Source organism: Bacillus sp. GW823-FHT06A10 (assembly GCF_058795375.1).
Genome location: NZ_JBXAHT010000003.1, coordinates 270,725 through 288,724, shown reverse-complemented (window position 1 = coordinate 288,724; position 18,000 = coordinate 270,725). Strand labels below are relative to the sequence as shown.

Genomic DNA, 18,000 nt, shown 5'->3' with positions numbered 1-18,000 from the left:
TTACAATCTTGTGTCTTTCCAAAAATTTACCTCGAGATGAGAAGATGGATTATAGGGAAGAAGTTTGTATCCTTGTGACTGTAAATAATCAATTACTTTTGGCAGTATTTGTACGGTCACACTCGAATCATGCATTAAAATAACTTCGACTTGTTCATCACTTTGATTACGCACTCTTTCGAGTATGGCAGAAGGATTATCATAGCTTTTCCAGTCATAAGTATCGATCGTCCAATCCCACATTTTATACTGGGCTGATACAAGTGCGTCACGGTAATTCTTTTTTAAGTAAGGCATACTACCATATGGAACGCGAACGAGATGTGTATTTAATTTCGTAACTTGCTGGACAATACTTTGTGTTTGTTCCATTTCTCCAATTAAAGTGGAAGGGTCACCAGTGTAAAGGCGTTTTACATCATGTGACATGCTATGGAGCCCGATATAATGTCCTTCTTTAATTAATCGTTGCATCGTTTTTCTGTAATGCGGCACTTTTCCGCCAATAACAAAGAAAGTTGCTTTTCCGTTCTTTTCTTTTAAGATGTTTAAAATTTGTGTAGTGTATTTGTTTGGCCCGTCATCAAATGTTAAGTACGCAATTTTTTGTGTAGGAGAGGTCGTTTCAGTATTTGGATGATGTTCAGCAGGAATAACGGTTGTTGCTTCAGTATTAGATGATGCGTACATAGTAATTGTTAAGAATAAAATAATACATTGAAATATTCGCTTGATCATAACATTCACCCTCAGTTTGACAATCAAGATGTAAAAAAACTTGATACTTTTCTTATTATGTATATCTTTCTCCAATAGAGGAACTCTCAAACAATCTATATTTTGGAAATATAAAATAAGGAATAAAAAATAGCATCCTAAAGGATGCTATTTGAATATTTCATAATGGTAAAGGCTATACTACAATTAGTCTTCGCGTTTTTTCACTTTTTTATAAAAGGAAATAAGTGGTTTGTAACGTTCATGTACAAGCCCGATTATTTCAGCAATGATTTCTGTGAAGAAAATCAAAGCGAAAAGAAGAATAATGGATAACCATAACGTTGCACTAGTGAAAATAATGGCATTTACACTAAAGAAAATACCGAATGCGTATATAATTAGTACCGTTTTACGATGAGAGAATCCCATTGCAAGTAAGCGGTGATGTAAATGCGATTTATCTGGTGCTGAAATAGGTTTTTTATTTACGATACGACGGATGATTGCAAATATCGTATCAAATATAGGTACACCTAAAATGATAATTGGAACGATAAAACTGAATAACGTTACACTTTTGTATAATCCAAGTAACGATATAACAGAAATACAGTATCCTAAAAATAGTGCTCCTGTATCTCCCATGAAAATTTTTGCTGGATGGAAGTTGAAGAATAAAAATCCAATTGTACTTGCTAATATAATTAATGCGAGTGGCAAGATAATAGCTGTTCCAGTACCCCATGGGCTAGTGAAGGCCATATATGCTAGCGTTGCAAGTACGATAGATGAAATACCAGCAGATAATCCATCTAAGCCGTCAATTAAGTTGATTGCATTCGTAATACCTACAAGCCAAAATACTGTAATTGGATAAGCAAGCCATCCAAGTTCAGTATCCCCAAGGAATGGGATATATAATACTTGCACTAATAATCCACTTTTTACAATCATAATGGCAACTAACAGTTGTCCACCGAATTTTACTTTTGCAGATAACTCGTACATATCATCTAAAATTCCGATGATTACAATGATAATCGCACCTAGTGTTATCGATAACATTCTTTGCTCATATAAGCCGCCGACCACAAATCCTACAGCTACACCAATAAATATTGCTAACCCGCCAAGACGTGGCATAATCTTTTGGTGCACTTTACGTGCGTTTGGCTTATCTGTCGCTCCTATTTTAAAAGCTAATTTAATAACTAAAGGAGTAACGACGAGTACAGTGATGAAAGATGCCAAAATGGCATAAATCACTTGTGAGTCCATTAATACCCCACCCTTTATATTCTAACGTAATTTTTTTTTTGAAGATATATTTATCTGAAAATTATGATGTTTATTTACAGGCTCATAACATATGGTATCACAAAAAGATTAGAATTCAATCTTTTTTTCTCTTTACGGTTAATGGAAGCGGATAGAATATATGACAATTGTATATAGAATGTTGCATCATATGAGAAGGTTAATCGTACTGGACTTTGGAATATGACAGTTCCTTTTTTTCTTCGATAGTGAATACTTTTAGTTCAGTATTATAAGTGTTACACGTAGAAATGAGTAAGTTTCATGTTAAAATGTGGGAATTTATCTCGCGTCAACTAGTAGCCCCGTTCCTACTAATTAAAGTTTTACTTTATCCCGCATTAACGGACAGTAAGACCCCCACCTCAAAATTCAGCGAAGCAAAGAAGTTAGGTGGGGACCAACTGCCCGTAAAAGCCCCACTGATTAAAGTTTCACTTTATATTATAGTGCATTTAATTTTACAAAAACTTTAAAAAGAATGAGGGAAGTAATTCATATAATGAAGAAGGAAAAGGGTTTTCTCATTTTTAATGTGAGAGGGGGAAGCACAGGGAGAATTCTGTATTTCATATCTTTTCTATTGTAAATTCCTGTGCGAAAAGGAAATGAAAATTACGATAATAGGTACTGGATATGTTGGATTGATTACAGGAGTAGGATTGGCAAAGTTGGGGCATTCAGTTACATGTTTTGATATAGATGATGAAAAAATTGAACGGATAAAACAAGGGGATTTACCTATTTATGAGGTTAGATTACATGAATTAATAAATTATGCATATGAGAATAACGCTTTAACTTTTACATCAAATAAAGAAGAGGCATTTGATGATGTAGAGTTTATATTTATTGCAGTTGGAACACCATCTTTATTAGATGGGACGGCGGATTTAACGTATATTCAGAGTGCTTGTAAAGATATTGGATTATATGCGACAAACGATATTATTGTTGTTACGAAAAGTACAGTTCCAGTAGGTACAAATGATGTAATGAAGGGATGGATTGAGGAGAATTTAAAAGGGAGGCATACAGTACATATCGTATCGAATCCAGAGTTTTTGCGTGAAGGTTCAGGTATTTATGATTTCTTTCATGGAGATCGTATTGTAATTGGAGCGGATAGTGAGGAAGTAGCAAGAAGAGTAGAGAGTTTGTATAGCCAATTATGCTTAGAAACGTATGTTACAGATATTAAAAGTGCAGAGATGATTAAATACGCATCGAATGCCTTTTTAGCTACAAAGATTAGTTTCATTAATGAAATTTCAAATATATGTGAGAAGGTAGGCGCAAATGTATTGGATGTTGCCAAAGGGATGGGAATGGATAAGAGAATTGGTGCATCTTTTTTAAATGCGGGCATTGGATACGGGGGATCGTGTTTCCCGAAAGATACGAAAGCACTGGTGCAAATTGCGGGAAATGTTGCTCATGATTTTCGTTTGTTAAAAGCGGTTATTGAAGTAAATAATAAGCAACAGCTGCTATTGATTGAAAAAGCGAAAAAAGTTATGAACATGAATAAAAAGCGGATTGCAGTTCTTGGCGCGTCATTTAAACCGAATACGGATGATATTAGAGAGGCATCATCTCTTATTATAATAGAAGCATTACTTAATATAGGTGCAGAAATTGTTCTGTACGATCCAAAAGCAATTCAATATGTGAAAAATATATTTGGAGATGCTATACAATATAGTAGATGTATAGATGAATCGATTCGAGATGCGAGTGCGGCTTTTATCGTAACAGAATGGGAAGATATTCAAACTTATCCGTTAGAAAAGTACGTACAACTTATGAGAGAGCCTATTTTATTTGATGGGAGAAATTGTTATACTGATGAAGATGTTAAGAAACAAAAGATAGATTATTATTCAGTTGGCAGAAGAAGTATTTGTAATAGACATGTTTCTATTATGCGTTAAAAAGGGATGTACTCATCCATATTTTTATATGTCATAATAGAAGCTGTAAATAGTGAAAGAAAAGAGGCAATCATATGACTGAACGTTTAAAAGTAATGACAATTTTCGGGACACGTCCAGAAGCAATTAAAATGGCACCTCTTGTATTAGAGTTGCAAAAACACCCAGAAAAAATTGAATCGATTGTGACTGTAACAGCACAGCATCGCCAAATGTTAGATCAAGTATTAAATATCTTTGGAATTACGCCAGATTTCGATTTAAATATCATGAAAGACCGCCAAACTTTAATTGATGTTACAACGCGTGGTTTAGAAGGTTTGGATAAAGTAATGAAAGAAGCGAAGCCGGATATTGTACTTGTACATGGTGATACAACAACAACATTTATTGCAAGCTTAGCTGCTTTTTATAATCAAATTCCAGTAGGTCATGTTGAGGCGGGCCTTCGTACGTGGGATAAGTATTCTCCATACCCAGAAGAGATGAATCGTCAATTAACAGGCGTAATGGCGGATCTTCATTTCTCACCAACAGCAAAATCAGCAACGAACTTACAGAAGGAAAATAAAGATGAGTCACGTATTTTCATCACAGGAAATACAGCGATTGACGCGTTGCAAACGACTGTAAAAGAAACATATAGTCATCCTGTACTAGAGAAACTTGGAAATGATCGTCTTGTACTTATGACAGCTCACCGTCGTGAAAACTTAGGTGAACCTATGCGTAATATGTTCCGTGCAATTAAGCGTCTTGTTGATAAGCATGAAGATGTACAAGTTGTGTACCCTGTTCATATGAACCCTGTTGTTCGTGAAATAGCAAATGAAATTTTAGGTGAACATAATCGTATTCATTTAATTGAGCCGCTAGATGTAATTGATTTCCACAATGTTGCAGCTCGTTCATACTTAATGTTAACGGATTCTGGTGGTGTACAAGAAGAAGCTCCATCACTTGGGGTACCAGTTCTTGTTCTTCGTGATACAACAGAGCGCCCTGAAGGTATTGAAGCAGGTACGCTGAAATTAGCAGGAACAGACGAAGAGACAATCTTTGGTCTTGCAGATGAGTTGTTATCAGATAAAGAAGCTCATGATAAGATGGCGAAAGCATCTAACCCTTACGGTGATGGTCGTGCATCAGAGCGCATTGTAGAAGCGATTTTACAACACTTTAATAAGTAAATAAAAAAGGCCCAATCGGATAGATTGGGCCTTTTTGTTACGGCTGATTGCGCATAATCCACTCTGCATGAGCATTTGTAGAAGGTGGCGGATCAGTTGGTGTTTTATTTTGGTTTGTTTCTTTTTTTGCTTGTTCGTTAGAATTAGAATTAGAACTTGAATTTGAATCAGGATTTGATTTGTTTTTTGTAGTTGGATTTTTTGCTTTTTCCCCTAATTCTTTTTCAATTTCGTTACGCACCGTTTCTACACTGATTGGATCTGGAAGGAAGTAATAAATACCGCCTATCTTTTTGTCTTCGCCTTCAAGCTTTAACGTTTGCATTGTAGAAGGATCAAATCCAGAAAGTTTATTGTAAAGAGCAAGTCCGTCTGAAATAGGAATGTCGGTTTTTATATATTTTCCAACGACAGCTGTTAAATCTTTAATTTTAAATACAGTAGAGGTGGAGTTTAACTTTTGGGCAACAGCGGCTAGTAATTGTCTTTGTCTAGCAGCTCGACCATAATCGCCATTTGGATCTTGTTTTCGCATACGGACGTAAGCAAGTGCTTCTTCACCGTTTAAGTTTTGCTGTCCTTGCTTAAATTGAATTTTTTTGTAGTAATCTACGTCAGAGCGCTCCCAGAAATCGAAGGGTACGTCAACCGTAACGCCGCCGACAGCATCAACGATACCTTTAAAGCCTTGGAAATCAATTTTAAGATAATGGTCTACAGGAACTTTTAGAAAGCCTTCGACAGTTTTGATTGCCATTTCTTCTCCGCCGTAAGCATGGGCAGCGTTAATTTTGTCTTCCTTATTTTTACCAACAATTTTAACTCGAGAATCACGAGGAATACTCATAAGTGAAATCTTTTGAGTTTTCGGATTGACTGTTGCAAACATTAATGAGTCTGTACGACCATTTTGACCGTCTGTCGCATAATCTTCTATACCCATAATGAGAATTGTAAAAGGTTCCTTTGTAATTTCTACATCTTTGTTTCTTAAATCCGATTTTTCACGAGTAAAACCACTATACATCCCCATAAGAGAAGAGTAAGAATTTAACACATAAACTCCTATGCTGCCAAATAAAAATGCGAAAATAAGGAAGAAGAAAAGTTTCCTTCTTCGCTTCTTTTTTATTCTGCTATTTTGGAGATGATAATAACGTTCTTCCATATATAATCTCCTTAGTTCGTTAGTTCATTTGTAGGGAAGTAATTCACTACATTAATCTTTGAAGGTGATAAAAGAGTTATGCTTAGATAACATCTTGTTCTAAGTACAACATATCTCCTTCTGTAATTGTACATTTCCCGTTTGTTAATTCAATCATCCAATTTGTAAATGCTTGTTTGCCGTCTTCTTCTACATAAGTATCAAATGTGACATTTTCTAGATAATGTATATCTTTAATGGCATATTTTGAATTACGTAATTCATTTTCTACTTTGCCAAGTAATGTGTAATCAATCTCGGTTTGCATCACACGCATTAGTTTTCGCTGGACAACACCGACATGATTAATGCCTTCGCTTGTACACTTTCCATATGCACGAATTAATCCACCTGCGCCAAGTTTAATGCCACCAAAATAGCGTGTTACGACAACGACGGTATCTTTTAGCCCACGTTTTTTTAGTACTTCTAGCATTGGTACGCCAGCTGTACCGCTCGGCTCGCCGTCATCATTTGCTTTTTGAATATGATCTTGTTCGCCAATTAAATAAGCGGAACAATTATGTGTTGCATTCCAATGCTGTTTTTTTATTTTTTGTATAAATTCTTGAGCCTCTTCCTCAGTCGTTGCTCGGCTAATATAACAAATAAATCTTGATTTTTGAATGACGATTTCGTGTTCGCCGTAGTCTTTGATTGTTAAATATTGTAATAGCACTTGTATACGCCCCTATCTATCAAAATGACTAGTACTTTCCATTTTAAAAGGGAGCCTTTTTATATTCAAACATTTTTTCTAAATAGGCTGAAGTTTTTGGTGAGTATTTTATCTTTTTGTTGTAATTTGTCGAGATGGTGAGTATAATTTCAACCGGCATTTCCCTGTATGGATGCACCATTTGTAGTTTTCGTGTAAAATTAGGAAATAAAACTTTTTATAAGGCAGGTACGAAAATGAAAATAGCTATTGTTACTGATAGTACAGCATATATACCGAAGCAAATCCGTGATGAACTCAATATATATATGATTCCATTAAACGTTGTGTTTGGAACAGAATCTTATCAAGAAGAAGCTGAAATTTCAGCAGATGATTTTTATGTGAAAGTACGTGAACAAGAGGAACTTCCAAAAACTTCTCAACCAGCAATCGGAAAGTTTGTTGAGCTATATGAAGAACTAGCTAAAGATTATGATGCAGTTATTAGTATTCACCTATCAAGTGGAATTAGTGGTACATATCAAACATCAACGACAGCTGGACAGATGGTAGAGGGTATTGATGTATACACGTATGACTCTGAAATTAGTTGTGAAGTACAAGGATTTTATGTGCGTGAAGGTGCAAGGTTAGCAAGTGAAGGAAAGAGTCCAAAAGAGATTATTGCTCGTTTTGATGAAATGAAGAAAACGATGGACGCCTATTTTGTAGTTGATGATTTACATCATTTACAACGTGGTGGTCGATTAAATAGCGCGCAAGCTTTCATCGGCAGTCTGTTACAAGTGAAGCCAGTTTTATATTTTAGAGATAAAATCATTATTCCGTTTGAAAAGATTCGTACACGTAAAAAAGCATTAAAACGTATCATTGAAATTTTTGATGAGCAAGCAAGTAAAGGTGTACCTATGGAAGCAGTTATCATTCATGCGCAACGTGAAGAGGAAGCGAATGAATGGAAGAAAGAATTAGAAGCAAAATATCCTCACGTCACAATTCGTACAGGTTATTTTGGAGCTGTAATTGGTACGCACTTAGGTGAAGGTGCATTAGGTCTTGGATGGTATACGAAGTAATAAAGATATAAAAAGCTCTCTTTTTAAGAGGGTTTTTTTACGGGTATGTTACGTTTAGTTGACAAGTTAATATTTGGAAATGGTAAAATGTACGTAAAATAAAATAATGAGGAAAGTTTTATAACTTACTTTTTACAAGAAACTATATTATAATAGAAGAGAGGTGAAACATATGGAGCATAATTCTTGTTTATGTCCAAAGTTTGAGTCAGCTTTTACTCTGCTTAGTAAGAAGTGGACTGGCTTAATTATTAAATCTTTGCTTGAAGAGTCGAAACGTTTTAGAGAAATCGCAGATATTATCCCAAATATGAGCGATCGTATGTTGTCAGAGCGTTTGAAGGAATTGGAAAGCGAGGGCATTGTAGTTCGTAATGTCTATCCAGAAGTACCAGTTCGAATCGAGTATGGCTTAACTGACAAGGGAAAAGCGTTAGAAAGTGTTATGGATGAGGTCCAAAATTGGGCTGAGAAATGGATGAAGTAGCATTTCATTTGTATTCGTATATTTAATAAAACGTAAGGGATTCCTTACGTTTTTTCTTTGTTTATAGAAGCAAGAAAATTATATAAATTTCTACACACACATACAAAAATATACGAATTTTGCGCTAGAGCTACATATAATATTACATTTGTTTTACAAAAACGTAACATTAGCAAAAAAAATCCCGAATTATGGTATAAATTTTATAGGTTATATACGGAAAAAGAAAAAAGAAAGCGGTGTAAAAAATAAAATGAAAAAGCTAAAAATGGCATCTTGCGCATTAGTTGCAGGGTTAATGTTTTCAGGGCTAACACCAAATGTATTTGCAGAAGATAAAATTTCTGACGTGAAATCACAAATTAATACACAAAATGACACTTTACATAAACAACAACAAGAACGTGATGAATTACAAAAACAAATGAATGAATTAAACAAAACAATTCAAGGTTTAGATAAGTCTGTTCAAGAGAATGCTGCAAAGCTTGATGAAACAACGAAAAAAGTTTCTGATACTGAGCAATTAATTGAAAAGAAAAATAAAGATATTGCAGAATTACAAACGAAGATTGCAAAACGTGAAGAGTTATTAAGAAAGCGTTTAGTTGCACTTCAAGAACAACCAAATACGAACGTTGTAACAGAAGTTCTTGTAAACTCTAAAAACGTTGCAGATTTAGTTGATCGTTTAACTTCTGTCTCTAAAATTCTTGAGTCTGATGAAGATATCATGAAAACACAGCAAGAAGACCAAGCTAGTGTGAAAAAAGATGTTGCAACGGTAAAAGAGAAACAAAAAGAATTAAAAGAAGCACAAACTCAAATTGAAACTGCTAAGAAAGAACTTGACGCTGAAAAAGAGAAAAAAGCAACAGCGGTAAACGATTTAAGCGGTAAAATGGATACAGTTGTAACTACAATGACAAGTACAGAAGGTCAATTGAAAGAGCTTGAAAAACAAGCGTTACAATTACAACGTATTGCAGAAGAAGAAGCACAAGCAAAAGCTGCACAAGAAGCTGCTGCTCAAAAACAAGCAGAGCAAGCTGCTAAAGCTGCGCAAGCTCAGCCAGCACAAGCACCTGCAGAGCAAGCTGCACCAGCAAACAATGGTGGACAAGCTCAAAAAGAAGAGCCTAAAAAAGAAGAACCTAAAAAAGAGGAACCAAAAAAAGAAGAGCCTAAGAAAGAAGCACCTAAACAAGAAGAGAAAAAGCCAGCTCCAAATGTGGGTGGCGTAATTGGTAAAGCGCAAAGCTACTTAGGTTTACCATATGTTTGGGGAAGTGCATCTCCATCAAACGGTGGTTTTGATTGTAGTGGATTCATTTCTTACATTTTTGGTGTAGGTCGTCAAGACGTTGCAGGTTACTGGAACTCAGTTTCTAAAGTAGGTAGCCCACAACCAGGAGACTTAGTATTCTTCCAAGGTACTTATAAAGCAGGTCCATCTCACATCGGTATTTACGTTGGTAATGGCCAAATGATTCATGCTAGTGATAAAGGAATTGCGTACGGTGATATCAACAGCTCATATAACCAAAAACATTTCTTAGGTTACGGTCGATTCTAGGATTTATAAAAGAATAAAAAACGTGTATAAAGTCGATAGCTTACTATTTTATAAGTAGGTTATCGGCTTTTTTGAGTTTTTACGGGATTTGAAGAAGGGTTTATAGTAGTGCTGGAGGTGATTGTCGATGCTACCGGGGAAACAGTTGCTATTAGACGAACTTTCTTCAGATTTACAGAGGGAATTAAATGATTTGAAAAAGAAGGGAGAGGTCGTGTGTGTACAAGGTGTAAAAAAGAAGGCTTCTAAATATGTATGTCAGCGTTGTGGAAATATAGAACAGCGGCTATTTGCGTCGTTTTTATGTAAAAGGTGCAGTAAAGTGTGCACATATTGCCGGAAGTGTATAACGATGGGGAGGGTAAGTGAATGTGCTTTACTTGTTCGCGGGATTGCTGAAAGAAAGAGAGAAAAGAATTTAAACTTGTTACGGTGGAGCGGAACGTTGTCTACTGGTCAGAATTTGGCGGCGCAAGGAGTTATAGAGGCTATTAAGCGAAAAGAATCATTTTTTATTTGGGCTGTATGCGGGGCTGGGAAAACAGAGATGTTGTTTTACGGTATTAACGAAGCGCTTCAAAAAGGAGAAAGAGTTTGTATCGCAACGCCGCGAACGGATGTTGTTCTGGAATTAGCACCGAGATTACAAGAAGTATTTCCATATATAAAGGTAGCGGCTTTATATGGAGGGAGTGTGGATAAAGAAAAAGATGCAGTACTAGTCGTTGCAACCACGCATCAATTATTGCGTTATTATAGGGCGTTTCATGTCATGGTTGTAGATGAGATAGATGCTTTTCCATATTGTGCAGATCAAATGTTAAAGTACGCGGTAAAACAAGCGATGAAAGAAAGAGCGGCGCGTATTTATTTAACTGCGACTCCAGATGAAACGTGGAAGCAAAAATTTAGAAGAGGTGAACAAAAAGGTGTTATTGTTTCTGGACGATATCACCGTCATCCTTTGCCAGTTCCTTTATTTTGTTGGTGCGGGAATTGGAAAAAAAGCCTCATTCATAAAAGAATTCCTCGAGTTTTACTACAGTGGTTACAAACGTACTTAAATAAAAAATATCCTATTTTTTTATTTGTCCCCCATGTGCGATATATAGAAGAGATAAGTCTGTTGTTAAAGTCATTAAACAAGCGAATTGAAGGTGTACATGCAGAAAATCCGGGTAGAAAAGAAAAAGTAGCGGCTTTCAGAAAAGGAGAAATCCCATTATTAGTTACAACGACAATTTTAGAGCGAGGCGTAACAGTAAAAAATTTGCAAGTAGCGGTTTTAGGGGCGGAAGAAGAAATATTCTCAGAAAGTGCACTCGTACAAATTGCGGGCCGAGCAGGACGGAGCTTTGAAGCACCGTATGGAGAGGTCGTTTATTTTCACTATGGTAAGACAGAGGCAATGGTGCGCGCGAAAAAACATATTCAAGGTATGAATAAAAATGCGAAAGAACAAGGATTGATCGATTAATGCATTGTTTACTTTGTGATGAGTGTTTTGTAGAAACGGTTAGTTGGTACAATTTTTTTGTAAAGTGTCATAGAAAATATATATGTGATAGGTGTGAGCAGAAACTTTCCTATATTATAGGAGAAATTTGCATGGAGTGTGGGCGGCCTTTAGAATATGTTCCTGCCTCATTTCAAGAAGATGGTATTTGTATAGATTGTCTAAGGTGGATGAAAGAGGCGAAGTATCGTTCTTTTAAAAACCGTTCGTTATATATGTATGATGATGAGATGAAAGAAATAGTAGCGCAGTTTAAGTTTCGGGGGGATGCAGAGTTAGTGCGCATTTTTTATCGTCCTTTTCGAAGTTTATTTCAAAAGTATTTTGCTAATGTTTCAACCGTTATCGCTGTTCCGCTTAGTAAGGAAAGGGAAGTTGAACGTGGTTTTAATCAAGCTGAGTTATTAGCAACTTGTTTACCTGTCAAAATTTCTTATCCATCATTAAGAAGAAGGGAAACAGAAAAGCAAAGTAAGAAGACACGTAAAGAAAGGGTGTCAGGGAGCAATCCTTTTTATTTTCAGGGAGAAGAGATGTTTTCTGGGCAACATATTTTACTCGTTGATGATGTGTATACGACTGGAATTACAGTTAGGCAAATCGGAAGTTTGTTATATGAAAGAGGGGCGAGGGAAGTATCTAGTTTGACACTTTGTAGAAGTTAATATGGCAGTGTCGAAAGGGATAATAAAAAGGCGATAAGTCTTCTTTGACTTCATATGTTGTCATTCGTTATAGTCAAAATATGGGGCGAATGCCCTGATTTTTAGAGTGAAGGGAATGGAATGAACATGCAAGGAAGAGTGAAATGGTTCAATGCAGAAAAGGGATTTGGGTTTATTGAGCGTGAAGATGGTGACGATGTATTTGTCCATTTTTCTGCTATTCAACAAGATGGGTATAAGTCATTAGAAGAAGGGCAACAAGTAGAGTTTGACATTGTAGATGGAGCACGTGGACCACAAGCAGCTAATGTTGTGAAACTGTAGGGGATATTGTTTTGGGAAGAGAAAGCTGCGTTTGTGGCAACGTTATATATATGTAGTAGAACCTCTTGTTTTTCGCAAGGGGTTTTTTGTTATAGGGTAAGTTGTCAAAAAGTTGTTTCTTTTCTGTAACGAATTGTCCACAGTTATATTCGTTATTCACGATGTTAATAGGATAAAATAAAGATAGAAAGGATGCATCTTTTCATTTCAACAAAAAACGATAAAAAAATCGCAATTCCACTAATTTTTTTAAAAAAGTTAGAAGGAGTTTTTAAGCCAGTGTCGAAATTATAGTACATAGGCTTGAAAGGAGGAATTCATCTATGAAATTCAACATTCGTGGTGAAAATATTGAAGTAACTCCAGCATTAAAGGAATATGTAGAGAAAAAACTAAGTAAGTTAGAGCGTTATTTTGATACATTCCCAGAGATTAAAGTTAATTTAAAAGTATACTCTGACAAGCAACGTGTCGAGGTAACAATACCATTTACTGATTTATTACTTCGTGCAGAAGAAACTAATAGCGATATGTACGCTGCTATCGATTTAGTAGTTGATAAACTTGAGCGACAAATTCGTAAACATAAAACAAAGGTAAATCGTAAGTTACGTGAGAAAGGTTCTGTGAAAACGAACTTTATCCTTCCAGAAGCAGTAGCTGTTCTGGATGCGGTAGAAGAGGATGAATTAGAACTTGTACGTACAAAACGATTCGATTTAAAACCGATGGACGTTGAAGAAGCGATCCTACAAATGGATATGCTAGGACATAATTTCTTCGTCTTCACAAATGCTGATACAAATGAAACTAATGTTGTATATGGCCGTAAAGATGGGAAATACGGTTTAATCGAAACTAAATAATAATTCAAAAGCGCAGCCGAAATGGCTGCGCTTTTTTGTATTGAGATTTTGAATTTGATTATCTCCATAAATATGTACTTGTTAGGAGTATACTAATATTGTTTAATTTAACAATATTTTATAATTGTAAATAAAATATTAAGTTTTCTGGAATCAATTGATAGTGTATTTTGCTTTTGTTATCTTTAAATTGCATTATACAGATTTACTTTGTTTCTTTAGTAAAAAAATAAAATCGATATAATGCTACAAATTATCGGAGGTGCTTTTAGTGAGCATTAAGAAAAAAAGTCGTTTTATGTTTGGATCTGTTTTATCGTTAGGTATTTTAGCTAGTACTTTTGCTTTAACCGAACCTGTTAAGGCTGATACAAAGGATGATCATGTAGAATTTACCTTTAGACTTTGGAATGCATATGATTTTACTAATGCACGTCCTAAAGAGACACCTACTTCTATGTATATGCGTGTAAAGAGTAGTGAGAAGGGCGGTGGTTCTTTTAACGTTTGGACAGAAGCTGATAAAAATAAAGGTAAAGGTAATAGAGATTGGGTAAATGTTTCAGGTGAGTCGGGTAAGCATGAAGGAACGGTGAAACCAGGTAAAACGTATCTTTTCCAAAATTACGCATATGAAAACTATGGAAAAAATGTACCTGTGAGATTTGGTGGTTATTCTAGAGAAAATAATGCTTATCCTACTGCTTGGAGTCCTGATAGTGTAAGACCGAGTGGACCTTACACTGAATATTGATTTAGAAATTATAAATTGAAATTATTTATTGTGTAGTACTAGAAAAAGTCGTATAGTTCCGAGTCTTGATTATACGGCTTTTCTTGCTATTTCATTTTTAAAATAGGAGGAGTTGTAATGAGGTTTATCTCAAGATATATTTTAGTTTGTTTTTTTATATTGAGTATTAGTTTCTTAGTTTCTTGTCAAAAGAAAGTAGATGAACCGATTGTAAATATTGAAGATACTTTAACGGAAAAAGATAATTTGAAAAGTATTCAGTTACAAGAAATTAAGAAAAATACTATTGTTGAACAAGTGTTTTTAAAAAGTGAAAATGGTCATGATTTCTTTCAAGGTCAAATAGAAAGAAATGATAGCTTAATAGAGGATAAGCTTTCAAATAAAAAATTAAAGTCAGGAGTTATACCGGAAAATTATTATGTTTTTTTAACGGGTGTGACGAATAAGAAAAAACCAACGTATCTTTTGGGACGGATTGAACAAATTGATGGAAAAATAATTCAGTGGAAACAAGAAGTTAAGAGTGTACAAAGAAAAGGTACAAATGATGTTTATCAGTATGAAGTTGAGTTTCCTAAATTTGAAGGAGAGAGAGCAAATGTTTCTTTTCGTTACATTTGGTTAAATAAAGAAAATAAATGTTATGGTGTTGCGGATCAACTTTTCATATTAAAAAAGATTTAAATTTCATTAATGGTTTATGGAGGAGTTGTAGATGAGTTACTTTTTAGGAAGGATTTTAAAAGGTAGGATGTTTTGGTTGTCTGTATTTATTATGTTAGTAATTGTCATTGCTCAATATATTGCTATGTGTGTAACAACGAAAGGATTTAATGATGCTGGGATTATAAAGGTATCTCCATATTTATCTAACATTTTACATTTTAATAGATTACCATTTTATAGTGAATTTTATCTACTTATATTTCCTATGATTTCTGCAATGGCTGTAGCTGGGATTTATAGAATTGATAAAAATTATGGATTTATTTATCCTGTCATTTCTAAGATGGGAACGCGTCATTATTTTAGATTACTTTATTGTATTAATTTTATAGTATCTTTTTTTATTATAAGTGTCCCTTTACTATTTCATTTTTATTTATATGCGATGACTTATCCGACAGTTGCTCCGCATCCGATATTAAATTATATGGCGGCTACTGTTTCACCAACAGCTCAATTTAATACGGTTTATTATGAGTACCCTACTTTATATTTTCTAACGTATGTATTTTTAAATGGTTTATACGGTGCGGTATTTTCGAGTTTGGCTTTATCAATTTCGTTTTTTATAAAACGAGTTTATTTTATTTATTTAGTTCCATTTGTTTTACATATTGTTTGGCTTGGTATTGGGAGGGGGATTCTCTATCCTAAAGATTATTTAATTAAAGACTTCGGTTTTTTTGAATTGCAAATTTTTCTTAGTGTCCTGTTATGTATTTGGTTTTGTTCTGTAGTTCTTTATTTACGGGGGAGTAGGAAGCATGTTCTTTTATAATGTAATGAAAGAAACTATAAGGATGAAGTACGTTTGGTTAAGTATTCTTTTTTTACTTAATGTTAGTATCATTGGTTGCTTGTTCAATTATTTTGAACAGGGCATTGTAAAAGAAAAAATGAACGAATTAGAAACTTTGTATAAAGTTATGTCGTTTTATAATTTGTCGACTATATTTATTCCTTTAACCATCGTTTTTTCTGTATATTCTATGTCGAATTTTTTTAGTGTTTATGTAGTTTATCGAGTGAATAATGCAATGAAATTAGTTTCTATATATTATTTGAAACTATTCGTTTTTGTTTGTTTTTTCGCTGGGAGTATGATTTTACAGTTATTTTTACTGTCAAATATGATGGCTGTAACTAGTGTTGATGTAAATTATCCATTATTATTTTGTATTCAATTATTTGCGAATGTTTTTATATGTATGATAAGTGCTTTATTGCAATTATTTTTACCTAGTTTACTTGTAATAATATGTATGATCACTGCTGTTTTACTAGATAGATTTATATTACATGGATTTTTATTTGCAAATGTTTTTTATATAAATGTCTTTGAAGATGCTACTGGCTTATTTATACGCTTATTTGGATGTTTTTTTATCTTTTTTATAAGTGTATGGATTTTATCTAAAAAAAGTTATATTTCTATGAATGATGAGACAGAGGTGATCTAGTTTACATTATGATCTTATATTATTTGTTAAAAAGAGATTTGCATGTAAGGTTTAGAGACTCCATCAAGATAATGGCTTTTTTATTCTTAATTTACGCTATTATTGCAATTGCTTTTTTATACAATCAACCTCTTAGTAATGGTAAAGAATCTGTATTAGTAGATGTTACCTTTTATCGATTTTTTCATGGAGTAGACTTTGTGGATTTATCTTATTTTTATAAGGAGGGGCGATTTTCTATTCCTTTTTATTGGATATTCTTTCAAATCACTCCTTTGTTGCTTGTAGGGAATTTTGCTTTTTCAGATATTCAACAGAATGGTGTTTATTTATTTCCTCGTGTTAAGAAGAAGCGTTTTCTGTGGTTAACGAAAATGCTATCTTTGTTTTTTTACATAGTTTGTATTTGGGTTGTTATGTATTTTATTTGGTTTACGGTGTACTATTTGCTTACTTTTGGCGAGAGTTCTTTATATAGTCAATTTCCTTATAAGATATTAGGTACTATGCTAATTCAAATAATTATAAGCTTTTTATTAGCTTTAATTTTTGAGTTTTTAACGTTTTATATACCGATAACTATCGTTTTTGTACTAATGTTGTTGTACCTATTTTTGTCTATTTTCTTTCATAGTATTTATTTTTTAGGATCTTTTGTTATGCCAAATCGTTGGTATTTTGTTGATCACAGTTCAATTCAATTGACTTTAGGTAATAATCAATCTATTCAATGGAATGATTTACTTCTAATAGGAGTAGTAATTGTTGTTGTAATGATTTTATTAGGTAGTTTTTGTTTTAAAAAACTAGATGTGATAGGTGAATAATTTATGGACAATTATATTAAATGTGAATGTATGACGAAAAGATTAAAAGGAAATATTGTGTTAGATAATATTAGTTTGTCAGTAAAAAAAGGAGAGTTTTTAGTTTTGAAGGGGCATAATGGTTCTGGTAAAACAATGATTTTACGTGCTATATCAGGGTTAATGCGTTTGAATTCTGGAGTTGTTTATGTAGACAATGAAATAATTGGAAAACAAAGGCAATTCCCTGATTCTATGGGGATATTGATTGAATATCCAAGTTTTATTCCAGCGTATACTGGTTTTCAGAACTTGAAATTTTTATCATCGATTAATAATAAAATTTCTGATGAGGAAATTTATAATATTATTCAGAGGGTTGGACTTGATAAAACAGATAAGAGAAAGTATAAAAGATACTCTTTAGGTATGAAACAACGTTTAGGGATAGCGCAAGCTTTAATGGAACAACCAAAATTATTGTTATTAGACGAGCCAACTAATGCTTTAGATAGTGATGGGATAAAAGATGTTTTAGATATTTTGGAAGTAGAAAAATCTAAAGGAACGACTATTATAGTAGCTAGTCATGATGTGCATGTCCTGGATAATGGTATAGTAGATTGCATTGTACATGTTAATAATGGAAAGTTGGTAGATTAAGAGTGACAAGAAATCATATCTTAATAAT

19 protein-coding genes are annotated in these 18,000 nt (G+C 33.9%); 15 read left to right on the top strand and 4 right to left on the bottom strand.

Features of this window, described 5'->3' with window-relative positions; all coding sequences use genetic code 11:
• Window positions 1–738 carry a polysaccharide deacetylase family protein gene (locus tag AC1Q8M_RS22285; protein WP_097846189.1) on the bottom strand — a complete coding sequence of 246 codons (738 nt, stop codon included), beginning with the start codon at window positions 736–738 and terminating at the stop codon, window positions 1–3.
• Between the two features lie 186 nt (window positions 739–924).
• Entirely contained in the window at window positions 925–1,998 is a 1,074-nt protein-coding gene (gene tagO, locus AC1Q8M_RS22280) for a UDP-N-acetylglucosamine--undecaprenyl-phosphate N-acetylglucosaminephosphotransferase TagO (protein ID WP_000378306.1), read from the bottom strand.
• Window positions 1,999–2,645: 647 nt separating this feature from the next.
• Between tagO and AC1Q8M_RS22275 the strand changes: the two genes are divergently transcribed.
• Together AC1Q8M_RS22275 and wecB are read left to right on the top strand one after the other, a co-directional pair.
• Window positions 2,646–3,971 carry a UDP-glucose dehydrogenase family protein gene (locus AC1Q8M_RS22275; protein WP_098511960.1) on the top strand — a complete coding sequence of 442 codons (1,326 nt, stop codon included), beginning with the start codon at window positions 2,646–2,648 and terminating at the stop codon, window positions 3,969–3,971.
• Window positions 3,972–4,045: 74 nt separating this feature from the next.
• A complete protein-coding gene (wecB, locus tag AC1Q8M_RS22270) occupies window positions 4,046–5,161 on the top strand; it encodes a non-hydrolyzing UDP-N-acetylglucosamine 2-epimerase (RefSeq protein WP_000140121.1) in 1,116 nt (371 codons plus the stop codon).
• A gap of 37 nt (window positions 5,162–5,198) precedes the next feature.
• Here the strand turns inward: wecB and AC1Q8M_RS22265 are convergent, their stop codons facing one another.
• The gene (locus AC1Q8M_RS22265) at window positions 5,199–6,329 is read right to left on the bottom strand and encodes an LCP family protein (RefSeq protein ID WP_098855426.1); all 1,131 of its coding nucleotides are present in this window, start codon (window positions 6,327–6,329) and stop codon (window positions 5,199–5,201) included.
• 82 nt (window positions 6,330–6,411) lie between these two features.
• A complete protein-coding gene (locus AC1Q8M_RS22260) occupies window positions 6,412–7,047 on the bottom strand; it encodes a YigZ family protein (protein ID WP_000926670.1) in 636 nt (211 codons plus the stop codon).
• 236 nt (window positions 7,048–7,283) lie between these two features.
• Here AC1Q8M_RS22260 and AC1Q8M_RS22255 point away from each other — a divergent pair, with 236 nt between their 5' ends.
• The 13 genes from AC1Q8M_RS22255 (at window position 7,284) to AC1Q8M_RS22195 (ending at window position 17,972) form a co-directional block, all read left to right on the top strand.
• The gene (locus AC1Q8M_RS22255) at window positions 7,284–8,126 is read left to right on the top strand and encodes a DegV family protein (protein ID WP_000684727.1); all 843 of its coding nucleotides are present in this window, start codon (window positions 7,284–7,286) and stop codon (window positions 8,124–8,126) included.
• Window positions 8,127–8,298: 172 nt separating this feature from the next.
• The gene (locus AC1Q8M_RS22250) at window positions 8,299–8,613 is read left to right on the top strand and encodes a winged helix-turn-helix transcriptional regulator (RefSeq protein WP_000400857.1); all 315 of its coding nucleotides are present in this window, start codon (window positions 8,299–8,301) and stop codon (window positions 8,611–8,613) included.
• 148 nt (window positions 8,614–8,761) lie between these two features.
• A complete protein-coding gene (locus tag AC1Q8M_RS22245; RefSeq protein ID WP_000499491.1) occupies window positions 8,762–10,189 on the top strand; it encodes a C40 family peptidase in 1,428 nt (475 codons plus the stop codon).
• A 127-nt stretch (window positions 10,190–10,316) separates the two neighbouring features.
• Window positions 10,317–11,666 (top strand): ATP-dependent helicase ComFA, encoded by a 1,350-nt coding sequence (gene comFA, locus AC1Q8M_RS22240; RefSeq protein WP_098855425.1) that lies wholly within the window; start codon window positions 10,317–10,319, stop codon window positions 11,664–11,666.
• Window positions 11,666–12,370, top strand: coding sequence for a ComFC family protein (locus AC1Q8M_RS22235; protein WP_071713846.1), 705 nt, complete (start codon window positions 11,666–11,668; stop codon window positions 12,368–12,370). Before comFA ends, AC1Q8M_RS22235 begins: the two co-directional genes overlap by 1 nt.
• A 126-nt stretch (window positions 12,371–12,496) precedes the next feature.
• A complete protein-coding gene (gene cspC / locus AC1Q8M_RS22230; protein WP_001990088.1) occupies window positions 12,497–12,694 on the top strand; it encodes a cold shock protein CspC in 198 nt (65 codons plus the stop codon).
• Between the two features lie 323 nt (window positions 12,695–13,017).
• Entirely contained in the window at window positions 13,018–13,560 is a 543-nt protein-coding gene (gene hpf / locus AC1Q8M_RS22225; RefSeq protein WP_000671193.1) for a ribosome hibernation-promoting factor, HPF/YfiA family, read from the top strand.
• 271 nt (window positions 13,561–13,831) lie between these two features.
• Entirely contained in the window at window positions 13,832–14,314 is a 483-nt protein-coding gene (locus tag AC1Q8M_RS22220; RefSeq protein WP_098361579.1) for a DUF2712 domain-containing protein, read from the top strand.
• Window positions 14,315–14,431: 117 nt separating this feature from the next.
• The gene (locus AC1Q8M_RS22215) at window positions 14,432–15,001 is read left to right on the top strand and encodes a hypothetical protein (protein WP_098361580.1); all 570 of its coding nucleotides are present in this window, start codon (window positions 14,432–14,434) and stop codon (window positions 14,999–15,001) included.
• Window positions 15,002–15,032: 31 nt separating this feature from the next.
• Window positions 15,033–15,821 (top strand): hypothetical protein, encoded by a 789-nt coding sequence (locus AC1Q8M_RS22210; protein ID WP_000120051.1) that lies wholly within the window; start codon window positions 15,033–15,035, stop codon window positions 15,819–15,821.
• A complete protein-coding gene (locus AC1Q8M_RS22205) occupies window positions 15,808–16,503 on the top strand; it encodes a hypothetical protein (protein WP_098855424.1) in 696 nt (231 codons plus the stop codon). The genes AC1Q8M_RS22210 and AC1Q8M_RS22205 overlap by 14 nt, the downstream gene beginning before the upstream one ends.
• 71 nt (window positions 16,504–16,574) lie before the next feature.
• Window positions 16,575–17,330 carry a hypothetical protein gene (locus AC1Q8M_RS22200; protein ID WP_016513225.1) on the top strand — a complete coding sequence of 252 codons (756 nt, stop codon included), beginning with the start codon at window positions 16,575–16,577 and terminating at the stop codon, window positions 17,328–17,330.
• A 3-nt stretch (window positions 17,331–17,333) separates the two neighbouring features.
• Window positions 17,334–17,972 carry an ATP-binding cassette domain-containing protein gene (locus AC1Q8M_RS22195; RefSeq protein WP_098361583.1) on the top strand — a complete coding sequence of 213 codons (639 nt, stop codon included), beginning with the start codon at window positions 17,334–17,336 and terminating at the stop codon, window positions 17,970–17,972.
• Window positions 17,973–18,000 lie beyond the last annotated feature (28 nt).

Bases quoted from the DNA above. Each gene is read 5' to 3' on its own strand.
- AC1Q8M_RS22210 (WP_000120051.1), top strand. From the start codon at position 15,033: ATGAGTTACTTTTTAGGAAGGATTTTAAAAGGTAGGATGTTTTGGTTG.
- AC1Q8M_RS22250 (WP_000400857.1), top strand. From the start codon at position 8,299: ATGGAGCATAATTCTTGTTTATGTCCAAAGTTTGAGTCAGCTTTTACT.
- AC1Q8M_RS22275 (WP_098511960.1), top strand. From the start codon at position 2,646: ATGAAAATTACGATAATAGGTACTGGATATGTTGGATTGATTACAGGA.
- hpf (WP_000671193.1), top strand. From the start codon at position 13,018: ATGAAATTCAACATTCGTGGTGAAAATATTGAAGTAACTCCAGCATTA.
- comFA (WP_098855425.1), top strand. From the start codon at position 10,317: ATGCTACCGGGGAAACAGTTGCTATTAGACGAACTTTCTTCAGATTTA.
- AC1Q8M_RS22255 (WP_000684727.1), top strand. From the start codon at position 7,284: ATGAAAATAGCTATTGTTACTGATAGTACAGCATATATACCGAAGCAA.
- AC1Q8M_RS22215 (WP_098361580.1), top strand. From the start codon at position 14,432: ATGAGGTTTATCTCAAGATATATTTTAGTTTGTTTTTTTATATTGAGT.
- AC1Q8M_RS22200 (WP_016513225.1), top strand. From the start codon at position 16,575: ATGGCTTTTTTATTCTTAATTTACGCTATTATTGCAATTGCTTTTTTA.
- AC1Q8M_RS22235 (WP_071713846.1), top strand. From the start codon at position 11,666: ATGCATTGTTTACTTTGTGATGAGTGTTTTGTAGAAACGGTTAGTTGG.
- cspC (WP_001990088.1), top strand. From the start codon at position 12,497: ATGCAAGGAAGAGTGAAATGGTTCAATGCAGAAAAGGGATTTGGGTTT.
- AC1Q8M_RS22285 (WP_097846189.1), bottom strand. From the start codon at position 738: ATGATCAAGCGAATATTTCAATGTATTATTTTATTCTTAACAATTACT.
- tagO (WP_000378306.1), bottom strand. From the start codon at position 1,998: ATGGACTCACAAGTGATTTATGCCATTTTGGCATCTTTCATCACTGTA.
- AC1Q8M_RS22265 (WP_098855426.1), bottom strand. From the start codon at position 6,329: ATGGAAGAACGTTATTATCATCTCCAAAATAGCAGAATAAAAAAGAAG.
- AC1Q8M_RS22195 (WP_098361583.1), top strand. From the start codon at position 17,334: ATGGACAATTATATTAAATGTGAATGTATGACGAAAAGATTAAAAGGA.
- AC1Q8M_RS22205 (WP_098855424.1), top strand. From the start codon at position 15,808: ATGTTCTTTTATAATGTAATGAAAGAAACTATAAGGATGAAGTACGTT.
- wecB (WP_000140121.1), top strand. From the start codon at position 4,046: ATGACTGAACGTTTAAAAGTAATGACAATTTTCGGGACACGTCCAGAA.